The organism is Sphingomonas bacterium (assembly GCF_903643035.1).
Classification (GTDB): Bacteria; Pseudomonadota; Alphaproteobacteria; order Sphingomonadales; family Sphingomonadaceae; genus Sphingomonas.
On the sequence record NZ_CAHJWW010000207.1, the window covers coordinates 1 to 4851 of the forward strand.

The window sequence follows — 4851 nt, forward strand, 5'->3', positions numbered from 1 at the left end:
CCGCTGGGCACCGCCGACGTGGCGCCGCTGGTGCGCGACCTCGCGGACGAGCTGGCCGCGTTCGACACCGCGCTCGGCCTCGCGGAACGGCTCAACCGGATCGCGGGCACGATCGCCTGCCACGGATCGGTGCGCGCCGGGCGGGTGCTGTCGGTGGCGGAGATGAACGCGCTGCTGCGCGAGATGGAGACGACGCCGCATTCCGGCCAGTGCAACCACGGCCGGCCGACCTGGGTCAGGCTGGCGCTAACCGACGTCGAGAAGCTGTTCGGGCGCTGACCGCCCGAACGCGAAAGGCCGCCCGGATCGCTCCGGACGGCCCTTCGCGACCAGTCGACGCGGCTCAGCCCAGCGCGGGGCCGGCGCCGCCGTCGGCGGTCGCGCCCGGTTCCGCGTTGGGATCGTAATCCTCGACGAAGCCCGCCTCGTCGCGCTCGTACATCGAGGCCATGACGTCGACGCCCTGCGCCTGCATCTCGGCCTCCTCGGGCGAGCGGGCGACGTTGACCTTCACCGTCACCGACACTTCGGGGTGCAGCGACACCTTCACGTCGTACACGCCGATCGCCTTGATCGGCCTGTCGAGCACGATCGCCGCCTTGGAGACCTTGTGCCCGTCCGCCACCAGCGCCTCGATCAGGTCGCGCACCGCGACCGAGCCATACATCTGGCCGGTGTTCGACGCTTGGCGGATCAGCGTCACCGACGCGTTCTTGAAGGTCTTGGCCTCGGCCTCCGCCTCGCCGCGACGGTTGGCGTTGTCCGATTCGATGCGGGCGCGGTTGGCCTCGAACACCTTCCGGTTCGCCTCGTTGGCGCGCATCGCCTTCTTGCGCGGCAACAGGAAGTTGCGGGCAAAGCCGTCCTTCACCGTCACCACGTCGCCGATGGCGCCGAGCTTCTCGACGCGCTCCAGCAGAATGATCTCCATCTCCGCGGCTCCTTACTTAACGACGTAGGGCAGCAGCCCCAGGTGACGCGCGCGCTTGATCGCCTGCGCAAGCTCGCGCTGCTTCTTGGCCGCCACGCTGGTGATGCGCGAGGGGACGATCTTGCCGCGCTCGGACACGAAGCCCTGGAGCAGCCGGACGTCCTTGTAGTCGATCCGGGGCGCATCCTTGGCGCTGAACGGGCACGACTTGCGACGACGGAAAAACGGACGTGCCATTATGCGGCCTCCTCTTCGCGATCACGGCGGGGAGGGCGGTCGCCTCCACGGTCGCCGCGCTCGCCACCACGATCACCCCGGTCACGATCGCCACCGCCCCGGCCATCCCGGTCGCGCTCGCCGCGACGCTCGCGGTCGCGCTCCTGCTTGCGCATCATCACGGTCGGCCCGGCTTCCAGCTCGTCGACCTTGACGGTCATGAAGCGGATCACGTCCTCGTTGATCTGCGTCTGGCGCTCCAGCTCGGCGACCACGCCCGCGGGCGCGTCGATCTCCAGCATCACGTAATGCGCCTTGCGGTTCTTCGCGATGCGATAGGCGAGGGACCGCAGCCCCCAGGTCTCGGTCTTCACGACCCTGCCCTTCATCTCCTCGACGATCCTGGTGGCGGTTTCCGCCAGCGTGTCCACCTGCGCCTGGGCCAGGTCCTGGCGCGCAAGGAACACATGCTCGTACAGAGCCATGCCTCTAATCTCCTGCCGATCGCTGACGCCGCCCCATGCGACGCCCCTCCGGCTGTCTTCCAAACGGATCGGGCGGCGGCCATGCCGGCCGTCGCCCGATCCCGGCTCCATGGCCGATCCGCCCGCGAAACGCAACCGTGGCGCCGGGCGCGGGTTTCGCTTAACCGGGCGGGCCACAGAGGAGAGGATGACGATGCGCGCGTTCGTGTTCCCGGGCCAGGGCAGCCAGTCGGTCGGCATGGGCGTCGCCATCGCCGATGCGAGCGCCGCCGCGCGCGAGGTCTTCCAGGAAGTGGACGAGGCGCTGGGCGAGAGCCTCTCGCGCCTGATGGCTCAGGGTCCCGCCGACGAGCTGATGCTGACGCAGAACGCGCAGCCCGCGATCATGGCCAACGCCATCGCGACGCTGCGGATGCTGGAGAAGGACGGCGGCGTCCGGCTGGCGGCAAAGGCGGACTATGTCGCCGGGCACAGCCTGGGCGAATATAGCGCGCTGTGCGCCGCGGGCAGCTTCGACCTGCCCGTCACCGCGCGCCTCCTACGACTGCGCGGCCTCGCGATGCAGGCGGCGGTCCCGGTCGGCGAGGGGGCGATGGCCGCGCTGCTGGGCGTGGACCGCGACAGGGCCGACGCGATCGCCGGCGCCGCCGTCGACTCGATCATGGCCGAGCGTGGCGGCGCCCCGCTGGTCTGCGCTGTCGCGAACGACAACGATCCGACTCAGGTGGTGATCTCCGGACATCGCGTGGCGATCGAGCGCGCGGTGGCGCTGGCGAAGGAGATGGGGGCGAAGCGCGCGCTGCTGCTGCCGGTGTCGGCGCCATTCCACTGCTCGCTGATGATCGACGCGGCCGCCGCGATGGAGGATGCGCTGCTCGACGCGGACATCGCCGCGCCGCAGGTGCCGCTGTTCTGCAACGTCGACGCGGTGGCGATCGCGGAGCGGGGCGCGATCCGCGTCGCGCTCGTCGCGCAGGTGACGGGCATGGTCCGCTGGCGCGAGACGGTGCTGGCGATGGCGGCGGCGGGCGTGACCCAGGTGGTGGAGTTCGGCGGGAAGGTGCTCGCCCCGATGGTGAAGCGCACCGTTCCCGACATGGAGGCGATCAGCGTCGTGTCCCCCGCCGATGTCGAGGCGCTGGCAAGGGCGCTGTGACGGGAGGACGATCCTTGAAGCACCCTCGCCTCGCCATTCTTCCCGCCCTCGCGCTCGTCGGGGCGGCGCCCCCGGCGGTCCGGCGGATCGAGCTGCCGGTGCGCGCGGTGACGCTGTCGAACGGCACTACGCGGTTCGGGGTGCCCGTCCGGATCACGGGGCGACAGGTGGAGGCGGGGCTCGATACCGGCTCCACCGGTCTCCGGGTGATGGCGCGCGCGCTGCCGGCCGACGCGGCGAAGACCGGCGGCGGGGTCCGGTATGCGTACGGCGTCGGCACGCAACTGAACGGCGTCGAGGTCGAGGCGACCGTCGCGTTCGGCGACGGCGCGGCCATGCCGGTCCGCGTCCAGCGCGTCGAGACGCTGTCGTGCACCTCCGACAGGCCGCGCTGCCCGGCGCTGGGCGCGGATCCCGCCACCTTCGGCATCCAGGGGGACGGACTGCCGAACGAGGGCTTCGCGGCGATCCTGGGCGTCGACCTGCGTCGCGACCGCCAGCCCAACCCGTTCGAGGCGACGGGCGCGCGCCGCTGGATCGTCGAGCTGCCGATGCCGGGAAGCGCCACGCCCGGCCGCGTCATCCTCGATCCCACCGCCGACGAGACCGCCGGCTACCGCGTGCTGCGGTTCCGGGACGACGACTCGCTGCCGGCCTGCATCGACGGTCCCGCTCCGCTTGGCCGGGTGTGCGGCCCGGCGACGATCGACTCCGGCGCTCCAGGGCTGCGGGTGGTCCAGGCCGCGACGCACCGGCCGGTGCCCGACGGCAGCCCGGCGACGATCGCGATGGGGGATGGCGGGGGCGGTACGGCCGCCGTGTCGATGGACGTCGTCACCGGCCGGCGCGACCAGGCCAGCCGGCTGATCTTCGAGCGGCGCGCCGACGCCGCATCGCCGCGGCTGTTCCTGGGCATCGCGCCCTATTACCGCTTCTCGATCCTGTACGACGCCGACGCGCGCACGATCGGCTTCAGGCCCCGCTGACCCAAGGACCCCGCATGTTCGATCTTTCAGGCATGACCGCGCTGGTGACGGGCGCGAGCGGGGGCATCGGCTCCGCGATCGCCCGCGCGCTCGCGGGGCAGGGGGCGACCCTCGCGCTCTCGGGCTCCGACGCGGACAGGCTGGAGGGGTTCCGCGCCGGGCTTTCCGACGGCCGGGACGACGGTCATCGGGCGCTGGTCTGCGACCTTTCGGACGGCGCGGCCGTCGACGCGCTGGTGCCGCGCGCCCTGGAGGCGCTGGGCGGACGTGTCGACATCCTGGTCAACAACGCCGGCGTCACGCGCGACAACCTCGCGATCCGGATGAAGGACGAGGAGTGGGACACGGTGATCCGCGTCAACCTGGAGGCGGCGTTCCGGCTGATGCGCGCCGCCGCGCGGCCGATGATGAAGGCGCGGTTCGGGCGCATCGTCTCGATCACCTCCGTCGTCGGCGCGACCGGCAATCCGGGGCAGGCGAACTATGCCGCGTCCAAGGCCGGGCTGGTCGGGATGAGCAAGGCGCTGGCGCAGGAACTCGCGAGCCGCGCCGTCACGGTGAACTGCGTCGCGCCGGGCTTCATCCGCTCGGCGATGACCGACGGGCTGCCCGACGCGCAGAAGGCGGCGCTCGCCGCCCGCATCCCCGCCGGCAAGCTGGGCGGCGGCGAGGACGTCGGCGCGGCGGTCGCCTATCTGGCGAGCCGCGAGGCGGGCTACGTCACCGGCCAGACCGTCCACGTCAACGGCGGGATGGCGATGATCTAGGGACTTGCCCGTCTCCGGGGTGCGTCCTAGGGGCCACAACATCCTGCAACCCATCAAGAGGGACCAAGTCATGAGCGAGACCGCCGACCGCGTGAAGAAGATCGTCGTCGAGCACCTCGGCGTCGAGGCCGACAAGGTCACGGAGGACGCCAGCTTCATCGACGACCTGGGCGCGGACTCGCTCGACATCGTCGAGCTGGTCATGGCGTTCGAGGAGGAGTTCGGCGTGGAGATCCCCGACGACGCCGCCGAGAAGATCACCACCGTCAAGGACGCGATCACCTATATCGACGAGCACAAGTCGTAAGGC

At 71.3% G+C, this 4851-nt stretch carries 7 protein-coding genes and 1 pseudogene; 5 read left to right on the forward strand and 3 right to left on the reverse strand.

The features are described from left to right. Window positions 1-279: pseudogene (locus HUV01_RS11975) on the forward strand (DNA mismatch repair endonuclease MutL); the annotation flags it as partial. A gap of 64 nt (window positions 280-343) precedes the next feature. Here HUV01_RS11975 and rplI read toward each other — a convergent pair. The 3 genes from rplI to rpsF are packed head-to-tail and all read right to left on the reverse strand — an operon-like array spanning window position 344 to window position 1632. After that, window positions 344-931, reverse strand: a complete 588-nt coding sequence (gene rplI, locus HUV01_RS11980) for a 50S ribosomal protein L9 (RefSeq protein ID WP_174298473.1) — start codon at window positions 929-931, stop codon at window positions 344-346. 12 nt (window positions 932-943) lie between these two features. Beyond that, window positions 944-1168, reverse strand: a complete 225-nt coding sequence (gene rpsR / locus HUV01_RS11985; RefSeq protein ID WP_174298474.1) for a 30S ribosomal protein S18 — start codon at window positions 1166-1168, stop codon at window positions 944-946. Next, entirely contained in the window at window positions 1168-1632 is a 465-nt protein-coding gene (gene rpsF / locus HUV01_RS11990; RefSeq protein WP_174298478.1) for a 30S ribosomal protein S6, read from the reverse strand. Before rpsF ends, rpsR begins: the two co-directional genes overlap by 1 nt. 193 nt (window positions 1633-1825) lie before the next feature. On the opposite strand from rpsF, the gene fabD reads away from it, so the two are divergent. The 4 genes from fabD (at window position 1826) to HUV01_RS12010 (ending at window position 4848) form a co-directional block, all read left to right on the forward strand. Then, window positions 1826-2788: an ACP S-malonyltransferase gene (fabD, locus tag HUV01_RS11995; protein WP_174298475.1), complete on the forward strand. Its 963-nt coding sequence runs from the start codon at window positions 1826-1828 to the stop codon at window positions 2786-2788. 14 nt (window positions 2789-2802) lie between these two features. Continuing rightward, on the forward strand, window positions 2803-3774 hold the full coding sequence (locus HUV01_RS12000) for a hypothetical protein (RefSeq protein ID WP_174298476.1): 972 nt from the start codon (window positions 2803-2805) through the stop codon (window positions 3772-3774). 14 nt (window positions 3775-3788) lie between these two features. After that, window positions 3789-4541, forward strand: a complete 753-nt coding sequence (fabG, locus tag HUV01_RS12005; RefSeq protein ID WP_174298477.1) for a 3-oxoacyl-[acyl-carrier-protein] reductase — start codon at window positions 3789-3791, stop codon at window positions 4539-4541. Window positions 4542-4611: 70 nt separating this feature from the next. Beyond that, entirely contained in the window at window positions 4612-4848 is a 237-nt protein-coding gene (locus tag HUV01_RS12010) for an acyl carrier protein (RefSeq protein WP_055843503.1), read from the forward strand. Window positions 4849-4851 lie beyond the last annotated feature (3 nt).